The following is a 16,528-nucleotide window of genomic DNA, read 5'->3' as shown; positions in this document are numbered from 1 at the left end:
GAATTATCCTACCGTGACAGGGGTGGGACGGGCGTGCCGAGCGGCTTGTTGCGTGGCTTTGATTTGCTGCTCACGTTGGCGACCGGCCTGATCCGCCGAGGCCCCGACCAACTGAGTCAAGCGTGAGACTTCACTTTGCAGCGACTCCAGCAACGCCACCATCGGCTGAATATTGACCGATGACTGGCCGACACTATTACGCACATGGTTGGCTAAAGGCGCGGGCAGCACCATCTCCGCCTGATGCAACTCAGCGCGGTAACCATCAAACGGTACTGAAGCCAAACCGTTGCGGTGCGAGCCGTTGATCATGCCCGGCACTTTATCGACACCTTTGGCCATATAATAGTCGTAGACTTTCTGCCACTCGGAGTCGTAATTGGCCGAATCAATCAGCGCAGTGAGCATATTTTTGTAAACTGCCTCACGGCTCGCGCCATCCGTGAGGGCAACTTGGAAGTTGCTGATCACCCGCTGCAATTCAGGTTCACTGACCATCCCTGCAGCGATAGCACGGACTTGTTGATCAGCCCAACCGGCATCAGTTAAGGCAGGACGGTCGGGTTGTGTGGGGGGCTGGTGATTACCGCCACTACTGCCACCGTGACTACCACCACTTTGAGAGCTTCCATTCGTATTTTGAGCCGCAATGATCTCCGCCAGAGAAGAAGACAAACTCTCCGGCAGCTGTTCTAACAACAGATTGATCGACGTCAGTTGGGTGAATTGACGCTGCGCCCAATCCAGCTCTGAACGGACATGATCCCGAATGCGCTGCTGCTCACGCAGCATCTCAGCATTGAGTTTCTCCGCCGTGGTATCGCTCTGCATGAAACCGATACCCAGGCTATCCAATGCGCTAATGACTTCATCAAACACATGGGTATAGGCACCGGTACGGCCATAGTAGCTGTCAGCGTTTTCGAGATAAGTTTGAGCCGAGCCGCGCAAACGCCCGGCGGCGTCCATATCGCCGTTTTCAGCTTTGACCAACAGCGCCGCAAACTGGGCGCTCGCCTCAGCCAGTTTTTCCGACGGGCCAGAAGGACTCAGCTCAGAGATTTTCAACTCTTCAACATACTGGCGCAACTCACGCCCGATGCGCTGCTCTTGCTCCAACAAGCGGATGCGTTCGGCATAAGTCTGGCTGATCTGAGCCAACTCCTGCGTGGCCCAATCACTGAGATCTTGCAGATAACTGCGCATGTCATCCGGCAGCTCAAATGACGCCAACGCATTCTGCGCCGCCTGCGCCTGCTGCTCTGCGAGCAACTGATAATACTGTGCCGCCTGGCCCTGAATCTGCATCAGCGCCACATACGCCTCAGACCCACTATCGGTCGTCGCATCCAGCGACTCCACCAAGGCCCGAAATGCCGCCTTTGACTTCGGCATCGCCACATCAATGGCATCAAAGTAATCGGTGAGTGATGTTTTTAACGACTCGAACGTATCAGCCCGCCGCTCTTCTTCAGAGAAATAATTCTGGTAATACGCTGTTTGCGCCGCCTGCAAATTCCCAAGGCCGCCCATGGCCTTGTTGATCGCTTCGGCAGCCTCATAGGCATTTTCAGAGGTGTCATCGAAGGTGAAGTTAAGTGTCTTAACCGATTCTTCGAGGGATAGTATGGTGTTGGCCACCGATGAAATGGCGTTAGCCGCCGCATCAATCTGCTCTGTATTTTTCGATTTTTCCAACGATTCAGAGAATCGTGAGAACATATCCTCAGCAACCGCATCCCCCATTTGTTCGCCGAGCGATTCAATTTGGAGCGCATCAATAAAAGCGGCTGCAAACAAGCCCTCATCTAAGTCGTAACCTCCGCCGCCTAACCCAACATATCCAGACCCGAACGGGTTGAAAAGATCTCGCTCCAAGTCGTCAGCATTACCACTAGCAAGAAGCGCCAACTGCTCCTTGGATACCGAATCAAAAATCTCTTTCTGTCGGTCATTGAGCAACTTACCCCCGGACAGCGCCAGCCGTTTCAGCCCTTCATCAAACTCACTATCAACGTTTTCAAACATGATGGTGAGGCGATCGTCAATAATGTCAGGCAGGTCATCTCCACGATAATAATAGCCTGCTAAATCATCCTTAATATTCGCGATTTCAGATTCATTAAGAAATTGAGCGACCGAATCATCGAGCATTTTCAGGCCGTCAAGAAACTTGGCCAAATCCTCAGGCTCAAACACATCTTTAGATAAATAGCCGTATGTACCAAACGCTGAAGTTCTACCACGCCCTAGGTTGCCATTATCCCAACTCCCGGAGCTATACCATAGGTTGCCGTTTTCGGGGTCAGTATCGTATCCCAAAGTAGGGCCAACGCCCTCTTTGTACCAAACCATACCGTTGTTGGGATCGTTTTTGTAAACGTTTTCGGGCGTGTCTGCCAGCTGTCGAAACCGCACAACAGCCTCTCGACCCGAGCCAAACGCAACATCAGCAAAACTCCCAATCGCTCCCCCCAAAGCTGACCCCAGATAGGTCCCTAAACCTGGAATGATACTGCCAAAATAGGCGCCTGCTGCGGTGCCGACACTTGCGCCAATATTAGAATTGGCATGCTTCCCGGTGATACCTTGACCCAGCTGGCCACCGACCCATTGACCCGCATAACCTGCCGCTGCAGTACCTAAACCAGAGGCGATAGAGCCACCAGCTCCTGCAGCACCACTTTGCGTTATTGGGACCCCGGCTCGAGTAATGCCATATTGTTGTAGCACTTCATTGCTAGCGAGACTCAGCGGCGGTGCACCACTGTTGATGAGCAATGCATTGGCTGCTGCGGCCTGGGAGCCTGTTGCAGAGGCCAGTATACTACCGGTGACTTCAGTGCCTCCTGAAGCCAAATAGCTATTAATTCCCTGACCTATTGCGCTATTGGTGTATGACGTTGCGACTGTTGATGCGCCACCAAAGCCCAAGGCTTCAGAAGCCCAATCCCAGGCCTTTTCAGCACCACTGATCATATCAACGATATTCAGGCCGCCCGAGCTACCGCCACTGCTGTTACCGCTGATCATCCCGATCAGGCTACCGAGATCAAAGCCTCCTGTTTGAGCCCCACCGCCGCCCATCACATTCATTAAGGTTGAGGAGGTCAGCTCGGAGGCCAAGCTTGTCATAGTATTTTTGAAGGAGGATTCAACATGATCCATCAGGTCATCAAAACCTAATGAGCCCTCTTCAAACCACTGGGTAAAGACATCAGAGGCAAAAAGGCCCAAACGATCAGTCGAGGCATTCACAAACTGATCAAAAGCCGAAGAGGCCTGCTTTGACGCAGGAACAACATTCGCTAGAGACTGCGCTAGCTGCCCCGCTTGTTGTGTCAGTTGTGTCGTGCTTTGAGCTGAAGCTTGAGCCTGAGCATTCAGGCCTTTCAGCTCTTGCCCAAGCCCTTTAATGTTTTGTTGAGAACCGGCATCTACTTTTGCCGCCAGTGTCATGGGCTCCACTTGCGGTGCTTTTTTCAACAGTGAATCCGTCAGCATTTTAATGCCTTCACTGACCAACTGCTGACCGGTGGTTTTCACCATCCCTTTCAGATCATCGCCGAAATGGATAGTCTGCCCTGACACCAAAGCGCTCGACCAATGCTTTAAGGTCTGATCAAGGGCCTGAGTCCCTTGCTGGAGTACATGCTCAACCCCTTGCATCTTCTCGGGGTTAACGCCCAAAGAATGGGCCAACTGCTCAGCCACACCGGAAAGGTCGCCCAAAGATGCGGTTAACAGCTCAATTTGACCTTTCAGTACCTCATCGAGACTACCTGTGGCGATGGATTTAAGATCACGGCCAAAGTGAGTATGTTCACCGGCTAAATAATTCTGTGCCAGCGTCTGAACAGCTGTCGAAATTTCGCCACTGGCCTGTGTCATCACGCGCTCAAGAGATGCCGAACTGGCCTGAGGTAACCCCATTTGCCCCAGCCACTGGCTGAGCACCGCAGTGTTATCACTCAGTGCATCCTGAATCAATTGCGAAGCGCCGTTCACGGCCTTCTGCTTGGCCCCCTGAAGGGTCTCTTCTCCCCATGACCGCAACATGGGCAATACATCGACAGACTTGCCCGCGATCATATCATCGGCCGTTTGGTGGGCCATCTCAGCAAGGCGATCAACAGCACTCGTCAATAGCTGGGTGGTTTCCTCGGGTAACGCTAGATCAACGACTTGATTGTCTAACCATTGATGAGTGTGCTCCAACGCCTGCCCGGCGACATTACCGGCTATCTGTCGACCTTCATCAGCCAGGTCATCCAACAGCCCCTCTTTGATGGCCTTAACTTGATCACCTAAATGCACCGAACGCCCTTGAACCGCATCTTGAGCGCCTTGGTTCAGAACCTTAATCAGTTGGTTACTGCGGTTTTCCAGAACTTCACCGGTTTGCCCCGGCAGGGATAATTCACTGATTTTTTTCGAGATGTCGTCATGTACACGATCCAGCGTTGCGTCAACCACCTGGCTGGAGACGGATTTGGCCTCCGATTTCAAATCCCCCAACAAACCGTCTTTAATATCGTTGAGTGCATCACCTAAGTGGACCGAACGCCCTTGCAGCGCATCTTGAGCGCCTTGGTTCAGAACCTTAATCAGTTGATTGCTGCGGTTTTCTAGGACTTCACCGGTTTGCCCGGGCAGGGATAATTCACTGATTTTTTTCGAGATGTCGTCATGTACACGATCCAGCGTTGCGTCAACCACCTGGCTGGAGACGGATTTGGCCTCCGATTTCAAATCCCCCAACAAACCGTCTTTAATATCGTTGAGTGCATCACCTAAGTGGACCGAACGCCCTTGCAGCGCATCTTGAGCGCCTTGGTTCAGAACCTTAATCAGTTGATTGCTGCGGTTTTCTAGGACTTCACCGGTTTGCCCAGGCAAAGTCAGTTGCCCCAATTGCTGCTGTATCGTTTGAGATAGCGCTTGGCGACTTTGGTCGACTTGCTGTGAAATCGCCTGCTGCCCTAATGTTTTCAACGACTCAAGTGATTGACGACCAATCGCTTCTATCGCTGCTTGCATATGCGGCGTTTCCCCCGCAGCAGCTTGCTGCACGGCCTGCTGCATCACAGCAATCAGTTGCTGGGAAGAAGTCTGTCCAATGCTTTTCACTTCAGAAGGTAACTCAAGCTTGGACAAGACTTGATCAAGCGACTGTCCCCATTGCCCCAAACGCGTCGACAGCACTTTAGCCTCACGTTCAACCAGCTGATCCCCAGTGCGACTCACAATCGCCTCCATGGATTGCCGCCAAGGTTGCTTGTCATCTTGTCGATAGTTCTTTCCCAACTGCTTGAGTACTGACGCCGCATCACTCGCGCCCTGAGTCAAAGTTCGTTTGAATACATCGACTTCTTTTCCACTCAGTGACAAACGTTGGCTTAATACATCTAGCGCCCGATCGGTTTGATTTAAAGTCTCACTGAGTCGGCGCGTTGAGTATTCAACAGCATCAGCTTTGAGATGCTTAACCCATTGATCTAACTGCGCTTGGGCTTCTTGTGCCGTTTGATTAAGCGTGTGTTGCGCTTGTTTTAACGCTGGGGCTGCTTTAATGACCATACCGCCCGACGCATCACCCTCGATGATCAGGCTGGTCTTGTGTTGACTCGCCATAAGTCTTTCTCTTGAAGATGGTGAAGCGCCCCGCAGGGCGCAGGAGGGAGGGCCGGACGATTAACGCCGATTCAGCACTTCAAGCGCACCGGCTTCGATCAGTTGCAGTTGCTCAAGGCGTGTCTGCTGAGTGTCGGGGTCCAGCGTGGTAAACGCGGGGTGTCCGTAGATGGCCGGATATTCCAACCCCTGGTAAAAAAGGCCGCCCATGCCTGCGGCAATCCGCCACTGGGTTTGAACGCCCAGAAACAGACTGACCGCAGGCCAGTGTTCAGCCCACACTTCGCCAGGAGCGTCGTCGGTACTGACCGGCGTGCCGACCTGAATGCCCAGCACTTGCTGGGCCTGTTCGCGACGGTCATCGCCCGCCCCCGCCCAGTACCGACCGGCCGCTTTTAGTTTTTTGCGGCGGCCTGTGAACGACCTTGTTGAGCCTGGAACCAGCTCAAGACCAGAGGACGGCGCACGTAAGGCAGATCCATCAGTTGGCTGAGCAGTTCTGGGGTAAAGGCGATGGTGTCACCCGCTTCATCCTGAACGCCTTGCAGATCCAACAGATCGGTTTGGACCAGTTCATCGTCGGTCATCTCGCCATTTTTCTGGCGATCATAAATGCGCTGCTGTTCACTGAACGGGTGCAGGCGCCAGCGCGCGGTTAAAGTCGAGGGCTTTTCAGCACCCGGTACGTCAATGCTGACATCAACTTGAATATCGGTAATCGGTTTCAGGGTAAAAGACATGAAAAGACTCCATCATTTATCAGGCCATGAACCGCACGGCGTGATGCCATGCTCGACCCATCGGCCAGGATCAAAAAAGCCCCACCGGATTCGGCAGGGCATCAAAGGGGGATTACATTCGATCAGGCATTAACGGAAGATCAGTTCGAACTCGTCATCGCCCTTTTCTGGCAGCAGGCTGAGATCAAACTGATAATGCAGACGGCCATCGCTGTCTTGATCGCTGATGCTGGACAGCTGTGCTTGCGGCGCACGGAATTCAATGATGTTGCCTTCATTCACACCGTGGACAATCTCCAGCGAACCGGTTTTAACCTGGCGGTGAGATTCCATCATCTCGAAGTAGGCCAGAGATTCTTCCGCGCCACGGGCACGAATATTGACCTGACCACTCGGCTGACGATCAGTACGGTCAGCCCCTTCGTAGCCCACGAGGTTTTTCCAGGCCACATTGTTGCCAAAGTCGACAGATAGCGATTGCATGACTTCATCCTGACCATGGACTGCAAACTTAGGCGTATTCTGGTTGTTGACCGGAATTTCAGTCAGGCTTTCTTCGAAGGAAACACCTTCCAGCGGGGAGACTTCCGGACGGTTGTAAGCGCCGGTAAAGGTCACTTGCAGCGTCGGGAAGCCTTCAGTCGAGAGATCCAGCGTCGGTGCACCCACAGCGCCGGTCAGGCGTTGCAAACGACCATCACGCTCAAACCACAGCGTTAGGGTTTCAGAGTCGGCACTGGTCGGGGTGTACTTGACCAGCGCACCCGTGGCGCCATCATCAGCGGCAGGCACAACCGTCTCGGCCATACCACAGGCGCGCAATACGCGGCCCACGAAAGGCACTTCACCGGCAGTGCCAGCGCCATACAGCGGGAAGGTGAGCTGGATACTGGCACGCGGCGACACATTCACCTGCTCAACCGCACCCAGGTAAGGGCGCATGCGTTCGCGAGATTGGGTGTTACCGTCGTAAGGGGTATAGCTGCCAATTTGGGTAATCGGCAGAATGTCAGCCGCGGTCGGCTGAGCATCTTCACCTTTTGTACTTTCAAGCTGAGCCACGACATAAGATTTACGCATCAAAGGCATAATCAGATTACTCCGAGTGAATAAAATAGATCGGCTGCTACCGCTCAATGCAGTGCAAACCGGTGAAACAAAGGAAAGGAACGACTTACAAAAAACGACTTACAAAGAACTGCAGAGGAACAACTAAGGAACCACGAAGGAACCCATCACAAGGCCCTCGAAGGAACCTCAGAAGGGTCAAACAAGGGCTTCAGTGAACACAAGAGGTTCACTTTCAAGCCCTACAGCGTCGGCTAAACGCCACGCAAGGGGTTACGCCTGACGGCTCGCCAGGTCGCGATACTGATAAAGCCCGCGCCAATAAAGCTCAGGGCCAAGATGAGTTTGGATGCGCCCACCGGTTGCTGCCAGTGGTGAAATCACCGGCAACACGCTATCGCCCGCGGCGGGCACTAACCCCAACAACACTTGATTGACTTGCGATTTCAAGGCCTCAAGCGCATCCGGTTTAGCCACCAGGATGACGGCCAGTGTCGAAGTGACCACCTGTTCAACAGCCCCCATGGTGTTAGGGCTGGCGGCTTCACTTGAAACAAGATGGAGACTGGGACCGGTCATACGAACGCCAGTCCAAAGCGTTAAACGGCCACACCGTCGCTCATTAAGCGTCACATGTTCAGCTTTCACACATTGCCAGTGTGTATCGGCGTCACAGGCTTGCATCACGGCCTGCATGGCAAGATTGAGTGCGCTGAAATCCGGCGCGGTCAGCGTGACCTCAAACGTCGGCCGGACGCCGACCACATAGCGGTCAATGCGGACCGGAACACGATCACACCATTGATAACAGGCGCCAGTGTCCGGCCATGGGTCATCCCATAAGCCGCCCACAATGGGGCTTTCAAATAAGGGGGACAGCAGGGCCTTTAATGAAGACTCACTGCTATCCGTGGCGAGCTGCACCTGACTTGAATGTGACGCTGCAAACCCCTCGCTACGCAGCGCATTGAGTACCGTATTAATCATGCTAAACCTCGATCGATGAGCTGTATCCGTTATTCGAAAAGGCGTGAGTGATGCAAAAGTCTGAGAAGAGAAGAGTGAGAAGAGAAGGGTCAGACGAGAAGAATGATCAAAGCAGACAGAAGTGATCGTTAAGGCACCCGCGACAGCTTTGACTCCAGACGCTCAAGACGACGTTGCTGGTCTTCCAACCGCGCACGGACAATCGATAAATCGCGTTCTGCATCGTGCCGGGTGTATTGATTTCCCAGTTGTTCGCGCAGCATTTGCACTTCTCGAAATAACGACGAGAGCCGCTCTTCGAGCCGCGCCGTCTGCTGTGTTGCGGTATTCAACGTCGCGCCGACCCAGATCAAAATGGCCACCACCACACCCGCCACGATGGTTTGGATATGACGCTCCATGGGAGACGTCTCATGAGGTTCAAGGTCCATCATCAGCCACCGGCCAACGTTGTTGAATTTCAGTGCGATTATTATTCGCCTGCTCCAGCAAGTGCTGATAACGCAGCAATAAATGGATCAGATCCAGGTTCACCACCGGCGGTGGCGGTATCGAGGGCAAAGGAATGGGTTCTGTCAGACGCAGCGGTAAAGGATTCGGCCAGATCATCACCGGTTCAGTGATCACCCTCGGCGCGAGAGGCTGAGGGCTGCAACCGCTCAACCAAAGCAGCAGGCACAGGCTGACGACCCCAGCGCCCCACCGCTTCATCCTGTTGGGATAGCTGTAACAACTGACGTTTGGCTTGCGCATAGTCCGCCTCCAATTGTTGGGCCTGCCGTTGAGCCGCATCGCGTGCACTCACTTCCCGCTGATACTGGTCACGCACCTGTTTGAGCGTGTCTTGAACATGCGCCAGCGCGGCCTGATAGGTCTCCCGATCCTGTTTAACCTGCTGCAACAAATGCTGCGTATCATGGATGTCTTGTTCCAAGCGAGACACCGTGATGACGTGATAAGCCAAAGCCGCCAGCAAGGCAGCAGCCAGCAGCATTAAGCGGGAGATCGACATAGGATTTACTCGAGCAGCAAAAGGGCGCGGTACCAACGCCAAACGGCGGGCACATAATGAAGCGTTTCTGAGGCATGGGGCCCGGTGATCTGCGGCAAGCATTGCGCAATGTCGGCGTACAACAGCGCCCCATCGCATGCCCTTTGAGCCTTGAGCAGGTTGCCCAAGCCCGCGTTATAAGAAGCCATCGCCAGAGAGTGGCGGTCTTGCTCGGGCCGCGGGCTCGACCAATTTTGACGTAATCGCGCCATATAAAAAGCGCCCGCTTCGATTGCCGGTTCTGCTAAGTGGGCCGAGAGCCCGGCCATCTGCATTTGCTGACTGACGTCAGCCCAGGTGGCGGGCATAAACTGCGCCAGCCCGCGAGCACCTACCGGCGAAACGGCATCAGGATCAAATCGACTTTCTTGCCAGAGCTGAGCCTTCCATAAGCGCCAATCGACCCCAGGCCACCAGCGCTTTACCGCTTGCTGAATCGCGGCATCGTACTGATCATCCGATAGCGAGGCCGACCAACAAACAGGCGCCAATAAAGCGGCAACCATAATAAATAGACAGCGCCAGTGGATTGGCATGCATCACCTCCAGCGTTTGAGCGAAAGAGCGGCCCGTTGCACGATCCAGCAGCATTAAGGCCAGCCGAACGAGCACGAGCGACGCCAGCGCCAACACCAAGGTGTGCGCTGTCGAGATCGTCAGTAATTCAGTCATGGGGACCTCATGGATGAAACCAGTAGAAAAAAGCAAAGATTCGAAACGAAAACGCCCCAACGGCTTAGGCCGTCGGGGCGTATGAATCACAAGATAGAGATATTATGCCGCTGAGATAAAAAAGGGTCAAGCATTTTCTGTATATTTATACAGTATTTTTCTTGAAACCCGCTAGGCCGCTTGGTGCAGCTCAAGCTCATCAGATAAACGTTGGCGCGCCTGCCCAACCGATACCCCCATTTGCTGAGGCGACATGGGTTTCATTTGTTTCGGCGTCAACCACCGCGAGAGCTGCAACTGGCCTGCCAATTTTGACCAAGATTCTAGCTGACAGGCGGCGGCACGGGTCATTTGATAACGTTGGCGCAATCCATCAATTAATAAAGCCAAGCGTTGACGGGCCGGTAACCGATCAATCAACTGTGCAGCCAGTGTTTCAGCGCGCGTCATTTGACGCATCCTATCCGCTGCTTGCAGCACACGATCACTGGGCTTTTGCCGTAATCCATCAGGTAAACTGCCTTGAAATTCTATCGCGCCATATAAAGGGCTCACACTGTGCCAACCTGGTTCATCATAGCCCAGCAAGGTGTCGAGCCGGATCGCCAGCAACTGCTCCGCAAAGGCTTTACGCGCCAATGGGGCTCGCCAATCGTCATGACGCATTTCAGCTTGCAACTGAGTCAAGCTCATCGCATCCAGCATCAGGGTGTAACGCTTGTGTATTGTCATCCTAACCTCCCAAAATCTGCGCTTGAGCGTATCTTCATCAACTCGACTTAATGCCGGTATTGACTCAGTGCGGCTTGGCCTTCAGCGGTCAGTACTAATGCTTGAACCCGACGCTGGCTGACGCGGCAGTGGCGAACCTGCTCGACGCTAACGAGATGGTGATCTATGAGTGTTCGGCAACGACCACACACTGAACTCACTCGCAGCTTCAAGTCTTGCGCTAACTCACTGCGCGTCATGCCCTCAGGGACATCATTCAGCGCTTGCAAGATGCTAATTTCCTGAGTTTTTCGGCGTTTATAGAAGGCCCCTGTCGACCCCCGTGTGTGTAATCTCATCAGATCACCTCCTATTCAATACGGTTAACGGCCGATGCCGTGCGAGCAGGCGGCAAAGCGACCAACTGCTCCCAATGGGCAAACGCCTCTTCGGCACTCATCCGCATCGGCAACCCCTGAGCTTGGCAACGCTGCTGCACTTGCTGCTGAGTCAGTGCCAAACGTTGTTGTTCGCGATCATCGCTCGGGTCTTGAGAGAACGAGGCTGGAGACAAAAGCCCTTGACCTTCAGCCTGCCCCAACGTCATCACACGAACGCCCAAGACGTCGTAATGCTTTAAAAACCGCGCTTTAACCCCCTTCAACTGGGTTTGCGAGGTTGCCTGTGTCAGGTCAAACCAGCCCGTCAAGCGGCCGGCCTCTTTCACCGCAGGATGCGACCAGTGGCGACTTTCTCCGCGACCGGCATCCGTGATGACTTCACGCCAGGCCTGCTCGGGCTCGGGCATTCCAAAATCACTGAAGCGAGGACGTAGCGCCACAGCCAGTTGAGGAATAGACGGTGGCCACTCACTCCCCTGCTGCTGAATCTCGCTAATCGCCCGATTGAGCACCGCAACTGAGGGCAAAACAGGCCAGCGTCCGATTTCCAAGGCCAGCTCAGTCATCGCCAACTTCAGCATTTGTGTGGTGCAAAAGGCACTCGACCAACGCCGGGGAAACAGGGCCGCCAGCCGAGTGAACAACTGATCCACCAGCGGTTTGATCTGGGCCTGATTCGACGACGCCTGAGGTCCATGGGGCGGCTTCTTGGCATAAAGGCTCTGACCCCCGAGATTCTGATCCCCAAGGTTCTGACCTCTGAGATTCTGACCACTGAGGTTCTGACCACAGGGACTCGCCCCATTCGAGGCTTCCTGGGTTGGCCAGTGCTTGCTCGATGTCATCTCGCTGGCGACGCGTTGCGCCACGGTTTGCATATTGTTCATCAGCACCTCCGGTATGTTCAGCCGTGCACCAGCCTCGGGCCCGCTGCAAAGCGTCATGGCTCATCGGTCGTCCTAAACCTTGCCAATCACGGGACAACCATTTGGCGCATAGGGATGTCCAGCCACTGGCGGTGGTTTCACGCGGCTGGCCCAAGTGGTACAAGCGAAAGGCATTGATTAACTCTGGATCTGATGCCAAAGCCGAAGCGACCGGCTCGGGAATGGCCGAGCGCTGTAACTGTGCGGTTAACTGCGTCAGATCAGGCTCCCACTCCAGGCTCATCGATCGTTTTTGCCAGGGCGACACTGTGTCGGCACCTGCAGAGAGCGAGTGAGATTCCAATGGTGATTCATGGCCTGACAAAGACTTGTCAGGGGCTCCATGGCAAGGTGTCACCGTCTTCGGTTCAATCCCCGTTACCGATTCGCTGGCAAGCGGCTTAATCAATAACTGATACACATTGCTCTGCTGCCGACCACTGGCCTCTCGACGAGGGGAGCGCAGGATAAATCCAGCTTGTTCAAGGTGCTGCAAGCGCCGCTGTATCGTGCGCATTGAGCAACCACACTCATGAGCCAAGCGACGCACACCGGGCCAGCAAATGGCTGACTCATCCGCGGTATCGGCCAGTAACAACAGCAACAAGCGATCAACCGGCGACAAATCAACCGCTTGATCCGTTCGCATCTGTCGCCTTGCCCATGCCGTCGCCACCCAGCTCATCGCGCACCCCCTAAAGCCCCAAGGGAAAGCGCCACACAAGCCATGACCGCAAACATAACAACAAGTATTTCTTGTAATGCGCAGTAACACGCCCAATCAACGCCATTCAACCGTAGAACACACCGGTTTAAACCGACCGATAAATGGGCTTTTTTATGCTCAAAGGCCCCGACCAACAGCCTTTTAAAGGGTCGCTGTTCCATCTCATTACCTCACACAATTACAAGCAATGCTTGCAATAATGCAAGATAAAACCCATCATATCAAGCTCATCTTGCAGTGAATATTGCAAGGCAGGCTTGTACCATAACGCCATACACGATGGTGATCTGAAATACAGGTGGGTAATGTCGATAGGTCAGAGAATCCAACAAGCTCGTGAAAAAGCGGGCCTCAACCAGTCGGAGCTGGCCGCGGCCTTAGGCGTCAAACCGCAGTCAGTCCAACACTGGGAAGCAGATCGCAACGCGCCACGGCCAAGCCGAGTGGCTGAGCTGGCCAAGCGATTACAAGTCAATGTCGAGTGGCTACAATTTGGAACGGGTAGCCCTCAGGCCCCCAATGGCCAATCAGAAGCCCAATTGGCAGGCTATTTATCCACATGGGATAGCCACACACCTTTGGATCAAGACGAGGTTGAACTACCGTTCTTCAGGGAGGTTGAGTTGTCAGCAGGATCTGGCGCCACACAAGTGGTCGAAAATCATGGTTTCAAGCTGCGCTTCTCCAAAAGCACGCTCAGGCGGATGAACGTACAACCCGAACACGCCGCTTGTGTCAGTGTGGTCGGCAATAGCATGGAACCCATGCTCTATGATGGCAGCACCGTGGGCGTCAATCTGGCTGAAACCACTATACGCGATGGCGCACTCTATGCGATTGATCACGACGGCATGCTGAGGGTCAAAATCCTTCACCGTCTACCGGGGGGCGGTATTCGTATTCGCAGCCTCAACCATAGCGAATACCCGGATGAAGACCTCGATGGTGAGTATGTACAACGCTGCATTCGCATCATTGGTAAAGTCTTTTGGTACTCAGGCTTAATCCATTAAGCCTTGAACTCATCACCATGATGATATCCAAGTGATGGTGATGGTTTACTCAAAAGATAAAAAAAGCCGCTCCCCGAAAAGAGCGGCTTTAGAGATCAGATTATGATCTAAACTAGGGCTAATTAACCCAGCCCAGCAGGATCAAAACCGTTAGCAGTAAAATACTCGTTCACTGTATCGGTTGAAACACCGACTAATACACCCAGCATTTCAGTATTCAAATCAGAAAGATTCGCCGCAACATAGATCGCCTGGGGGTTATCAATATTATCTTTGATAAAATCCACTGATTCATCCCAAGTTAAGTTCTCAGAAGCCAGATTATTTTCAATTTGAGAAGTCAACTGTGCTTCATGAATCACATCATCCAACGCATTCGCAATATCGCTAGCACCAAGTTCTGAGGCGGAAACATTGCCCATATAATGATCACTAGAGATCAAGTTATCGAAAACCAAGCTTGAACTCATCTCTGCTACATGCTTTTCACCCACCATGCGGACAAAATCAACGTTACCAAAGTTATCCATACCATTGGCGATTACAATGCTTTGATCATGGGAATCACTTCTAATAAAAAGATGCTGATCATCTACTGAATAAACCTGCAGATCATCAGCAAAATAATTACTATTTTCATTATAACCACTAATATCAAACAAGCTCGCAGAAACAGCTAACTTATCATTACTGCTATCATGAGGGTTCTCTATAATAGATACAAGACCATTGAATTCTTCCAAGTAGTAAACATCATCTCCCTGACCACCAGCCCAGAAAGATAATTGCTCCCCATTCACTTTAAACTCGTCATTACCACTGTGCCCAAAAGCAGCATCACCAGAGTGAGTAATGATTTCATTATTGCTTTCGTTGAAGTGACGTTTATTCAATTGCAACGCAGCCATGCGTATCTCCTTAGCAAGATTTCATTCCACAGCCTACTCATTAGGCTCAACTCACATTCAATTAATTCGTTGATTAATAAACTGCTAGAATTAAAAGCAGTCAAATAATTCAACCAACAGTCGATACACTAAACACCCCCAATATCGACAGTCAAGTTAAGTTTCAAAAAATCAACACGGTTAAAAAACAACAAATTAACCAATAGCAAGAGAGGGGTCATCATATGAAAACCCCAAAAGATTATTGCTATTTAAGCACAAGCTAAAGCTATATCGATTCTAAATAAAAGCTTATGCGAATCAACATATTCAATATAAAAATCAGAATTCCACCATCTGATCACTCACCTGGTTCGTGACACCAGACAGTTCGACGGTGTCAATAAAGTGCTCAGTCACTTGCTGATACTCTTGCCCGGTAAGCGCTGAATCCAGCTTGCCTGTAGAGACCGCTTGATCAAATGAGTAGTCGCCTTCATAAGCGCCATTCAGAGCCATCTTATTCAAAAACTGAATACTGGAAACAGTCTGCTGCTGCCCATTCTCTTGGAATTGGATTGACTCAATGTTACTGAGGCTATTCATGCCATCCAGGATAGTGACAGTTGCGCCTGAGGCTTGATCACTGAAGACAAGGTCCTGACCGTTTAAGGAAAAGTAGCTGTAATCGTCAATGTCACCTAACACAAGGGTGTCATGGCCTTCGTTAGCATTTTCATAAATGAACACGGAACCTTCCATGTCATCATTACCCACATCATGAAAACGATAAAGGTCGTTACCTTGGCCCCCGGAGAGGAACACATCATTGCCTGCGGCATGAATAAAACGGTCATTACCCTCAAGACCAAAAAACATGTAACCGTCGTAAGCGCTGACATAGTCATTGCCACTGGTCGCACCCGCTTGGCTCATCAAAAGGTGGCCATTTTCATGCTTAATCATATGAGACTCCATTCATTAACTGACAATGATCAATCATGACCGACACACACATAGGCCATCCTAGGAGTGCATCGGTCTCTCGGATGCTGAAGCAAGCGGATGGAGTTCTAAGCACCACAACCTAAGCGCAATCATAAAGAGAGCGATAGCGTCGAAGGAGCCACGGATAAAACACAGGAGGGGAATTAATCAAGCTGTGCTGACAGTCGATTCATCCTGAACCTGGTGAGCATCCGTACTATCCAAACGACATAGCGTATCAGTGTTATCGCTAACATCCGCTTGTATTCAAAATCAGCTTGTTCACACTATACAGTCAAATCGCTATTGAAAACTGTTACCATTCAAAGACACCTTGTGATCTCAAGTGATGACTCAGTTTTAGTATGAGTCTAAGTGTGAGTCGCTCCATGAGTCGTTCCATTAACAGCACGGCTAACAGTACTATAAGTCTTGACTTCCGCAGTAAAATCAATATAGTAAAGGGCCTTCGCGGGTGTAGCTCAATGGTAGAGCAGAAGCTTCCCAAGCTTAAGACGAGGGTTCGATTCCCTTCACCCGCTCCAATCTGTACCGCTTCAGTTTATCCTCCTTCCCTAGTTCGACTCTTCACTGTACTTCTCGACTCAGATTCTTCAGATCATCAGGATTGCGTGATCAACCTTTAGCACGAACGATCCCTCGTGTGTGCTTTTGGATCAAGCTCAACTTCCCCATTGCTTGTCAGTGCCTTGCCCTTCTTTTT

Annotated in this window: 17 protein-coding genes and 1 tRNA gene; 2 read left to right on the top strand and 16 right to left on the bottom strand. The window is 52.1% G+C overall.

Annotated elements, in window-relative coordinates; all coding sequences use genetic code 11:
• Positions 1–3: 3 nt before the first annotated feature.
• The 14 genes from BFW38_RS03380 to BFW38_RS03320 all read right to left on the bottom strand — a co-directional run bounded on the left by BFW38_RS03380 (position 4) and on the right by BFW38_RS03320 (position 12,875).
• Positions 4–5,634 carry a hypothetical protein gene (locus tag BFW38_RS03380; RefSeq protein ID WP_068997124.1) on the bottom strand — a complete coding sequence of 1,877 codons (5,631 nt, stop codon included), beginning with the start codon at positions 5,632–5,634 and terminating at the stop codon, positions 4–6.
• A gap of 60 nt (positions 5,635–5,694) precedes the next feature.
• Complete coding sequence (locus BFW38_RS03375; protein ID WP_175400923.1) at positions 5,695–5,970, bottom strand: DUF1799 domain-containing protein; 276 nt, start codon at positions 5,968–5,970, stop codon at positions 5,695–5,697.
• Positions 5,971–6,029: 59 nt separating this feature from the next.
• On the bottom strand, positions 6,030–6,374 hold the full coding sequence (locus BFW38_RS03370) for a YEATS domain-containing protein (RefSeq protein ID WP_068997123.1): 345 nt from the start codon (positions 6,372–6,374) through the stop codon (positions 6,030–6,032).
• Between the two features lie 129 nt (positions 6,375–6,503).
• Positions 6,504–7,463, bottom strand: coding sequence for a phage tail tube protein (locus BFW38_RS03365; RefSeq protein ID WP_068997122.1), 960 nt, complete (start codon positions 7,461–7,463; stop codon positions 6,504–6,506).
• A gap of 252 nt (positions 7,464–7,715) precedes the next feature.
• Entirely contained in the window at positions 7,716–8,429 is a 714-nt protein-coding gene (locus tag BFW38_RS03360) for a hypothetical protein (protein WP_068997121.1), read from the bottom strand.
• 128 nt (positions 8,430–8,557) lie between these two features.
• Positions 8,558–8,830: a hypothetical protein gene (locus tag BFW38_RS03355; RefSeq protein WP_068997120.1), complete on the bottom strand. Its 273-nt coding sequence runs from the start codon at positions 8,828–8,830 to the stop codon at positions 8,558–8,560.
• A 19-nt stretch (positions 8,831–8,849) separates the two neighbouring features.
• Entirely contained in the window at positions 8,850–9,038 is a 189-nt protein-coding gene (locus BFW38_RS03350) for a hypothetical protein (RefSeq protein ID WP_139116545.1), read from the bottom strand.
• Between the two features lie 7 nt (positions 9,039–9,045).
• Complete coding sequence (locus BFW38_RS03345) at positions 9,046–9,441, bottom strand: hypothetical protein (RefSeq protein WP_068997118.1); 396 nt, start codon at positions 9,439–9,441, stop codon at positions 9,046–9,048.
• Positions 9,442–9,446: 5 nt separating this feature from the next.
• A complete protein-coding gene (locus BFW38_RS03340) occupies positions 9,447–10,016 on the bottom strand; it encodes a transglycosylase SLT domain-containing protein (RefSeq protein WP_068997117.1) in 570 nt (189 codons plus the stop codon).
• The gene (locus BFW38_RS17590) at positions 9,934–10,152 is read right to left on the bottom strand and encodes a hypothetical protein (protein ID WP_084004423.1); all 219 of its coding nucleotides are present in this window, start codon (positions 10,150–10,152) and stop codon (positions 9,934–9,936) included. The genes BFW38_RS03340 and BFW38_RS17590 overlap by 83 nt, the downstream gene beginning before the upstream one ends.
• Positions 10,153–10,323: 171 nt before the next feature.
• Positions 10,324–10,884 (bottom strand): hypothetical protein, encoded by a 561-nt coding sequence (locus BFW38_RS03335; RefSeq protein ID WP_139116544.1) that lies wholly within the window; start codon positions 10,882–10,884, stop codon positions 10,324–10,326.
• Positions 10,885–10,931: 47 nt separating this feature from the next.
• A complete protein-coding gene (locus tag BFW38_RS03330; protein WP_068997115.1) occupies positions 10,932–11,222 on the bottom strand; it encodes a helix-turn-helix domain-containing protein in 291 nt (96 codons plus the stop codon).
• 11 nt (positions 11,223–11,233) lie between these two features.
• Positions 11,234–11,830 (bottom strand): hypothetical protein, encoded by a 597-nt coding sequence (locus BFW38_RS03325; protein WP_068997114.1) that lies wholly within the window; start codon positions 11,828–11,830, stop codon positions 11,234–11,236.
• Positions 11,823–12,875, bottom strand: a complete 1,053-nt coding sequence (locus BFW38_RS03320; protein ID WP_068997113.1) for a helix-turn-helix domain-containing protein — start codon at positions 12,873–12,875, stop codon at positions 11,823–11,825. The genes BFW38_RS03325 and BFW38_RS03320 overlap by 8 nt, the downstream gene beginning before the upstream one ends.
• A 347-nt stretch (positions 12,876–13,222) precedes the next feature.
• Between BFW38_RS03320 and BFW38_RS03310 the strand changes: the two genes are divergently transcribed.
• Positions 13,223–13,930, top strand: coding sequence for an XRE family transcriptional regulator (locus BFW38_RS03310; RefSeq protein WP_068997111.1), 708 nt, complete (start codon positions 13,223–13,225; stop codon positions 13,928–13,930).
• A 122-nt stretch (positions 13,931–14,052) separates the two neighbouring features.
• On the opposite strand, the gene BFW38_RS03305 is transcribed toward BFW38_RS03310, so the two are convergent.
• Positions 14,053–14,838, bottom strand: coding sequence for a hypothetical protein (locus tag BFW38_RS03305; RefSeq protein WP_068997110.1), 786 nt, complete (start codon positions 14,836–14,838; stop codon positions 14,053–14,055).
• A 321-nt stretch (positions 14,839–15,159) separates the two neighbouring features.
• Positions 15,160–15,783, bottom strand: a complete 624-nt coding sequence (locus BFW38_RS03300; protein ID WP_068997109.1) for a hypothetical protein — start codon at positions 15,781–15,783, stop codon at positions 15,160–15,162.
• 492 nt (positions 15,784–16,275) lie between these two features.
• Between BFW38_RS03300 and BFW38_RS03295 the strand changes: the two genes are divergently transcribed.
• Positions 16,276–16,349 (top strand) — tRNA-Gly (locus tag BFW38_RS03295).
• Positions 16,350–16,528: the final 179 nt, after the last annotated feature.

Origin of the sequence: Terasakiispira papahanaumokuakeensis (assembly GCF_001709345.1) — a bacterium.
Classification (GTDB): domain Bacteria; phylum Pseudomonadota; class Gammaproteobacteria; order Pseudomonadales; family Halomonadaceae; genus Terasakiispira; species Terasakiispira papahanaumokuakeensis.
The sequence above is the reverse complement of the archived record's forward strand: the minus strand, read 5'-3'. Positions and strand labels throughout refer to the sequence as shown.